The following is a 1,122-nucleotide window of genomic DNA, read 5'->3' as shown; positions in this document are numbered from 1 at the left end:
CATTATACAAAACTCAAGCTACTGCTCTGGCTGGCCGTAATGGTCAAGTAAAAACCAACGATGGTCTGCTGGATCTTGAACTTGCTTACCCAAAAGAGATGGGTGGCACACGCGCAGCAACGAATCCAGAACAACTGTTTGCTGCGGGTTACTCGGCTTGTTTCTCTAACGCGATTTTGCACGTTGCGCGTGAAGCAAAAGTAGCGCTAAAGAGCGCACCTGTGACAGCTGAAGTAGGCATTGGCCCGAATGAAAACGGTGGCTTTGCGTTGACCGTTAGCCTCGCGGCAGAGTTAGACCTACCACAAGAACAAGCACTAGAGCTGACGCGCATTGCCCACCAAGTCTGCCCATACTCAAATGCCGTTCGTGGCAACATTGACGTCGCAGTTACAGTAAATGGCGAAGCGATCTGATCGCTTTAGATACTGTTCTAATGCAAAAAAGCCTGCGAACGTGCAGGCTTTTTTCGATTTGAATGGGGCGATAAGGGTTAACGCGACTCCAACGGGTAAGAGCGATAACTCCACATACCGTAAGTACGCAGCGCATCGCGGTAAATGCCAAGTAGTTCGCTCTCGCTGGCTTTCGCTAAGTCTTTGAGGGGTTTGTCTGGGTAACTTACGGTGTCGAAAGTGATGCCCTGCGGGCCAGTTTGCCAACTAGCGATTTCAAACAAGGTTTGACCACGACGCACGTGACTTGCCGAGCTGATAATGGTCGCATGTTTGATGTTGTGGCGCGCCAAGGCGTAGCTGCTGAACAGGGCATTGCCTACCGTGCTGGTGGCGTAGTTTTCTTCGATGATGCGGTCTTTGCTGACTCCTTTTTCAATCAGCCAGTCCGCCATCAATTTACCTTCGGTTTTGTGGTTCTTTGGTACGCCGCCCGTCAAAATAATTATCGCATCTGGGTTCGCTTTCGCCATTGCTAACGTGGTTTCCAAACGCTCAACCAAGATTTGATGCATTGAACCATCCGGATTCAGTGCGTATCCCAGTGTGACGATCGCCCCTTTGTCATCCAACTTGCCTCTGTCGGCTTTCTCTTTTAGTGGCGTGGCAAGCACGCGGTCTACAGTGTCGAAGATGCGTTGGATGTCTGCCGCTTTGCCTGCATTGA

General features: G+C 50.7%; 2 protein-coding genes. One reads left to right on the top strand and one right to left on the bottom strand.

The window, feature by feature from the left end:
• Window positions 1-416, top strand: a 416-nt coding sequence (locus R7Q47_RS25950; protein WP_318090222.1) for an organic hydroperoxide resistance protein, incomplete at its 5' end; no start/stop codon positions are given.
• A 77-nt stretch (window positions 417-493) separates the two neighbouring features.
• Here R7Q47_RS25950 and R7Q47_RS25945 read toward each other — a convergent pair.
• Window positions 494-1,122: YdcF family protein (locus R7Q47_RS25945; protein WP_318090221.1), on the bottom strand; the 629-nt coding region annotated here is incomplete at its 5' end.

The sequence above is a fragment of the Vibrio sp. Vb0349 genome (assembly GCF_033338975.1).
The sequence above is the reverse complement of the archived record's forward strand: the minus strand, read 5'-3'. Positions and strand labels throughout refer to the sequence as shown.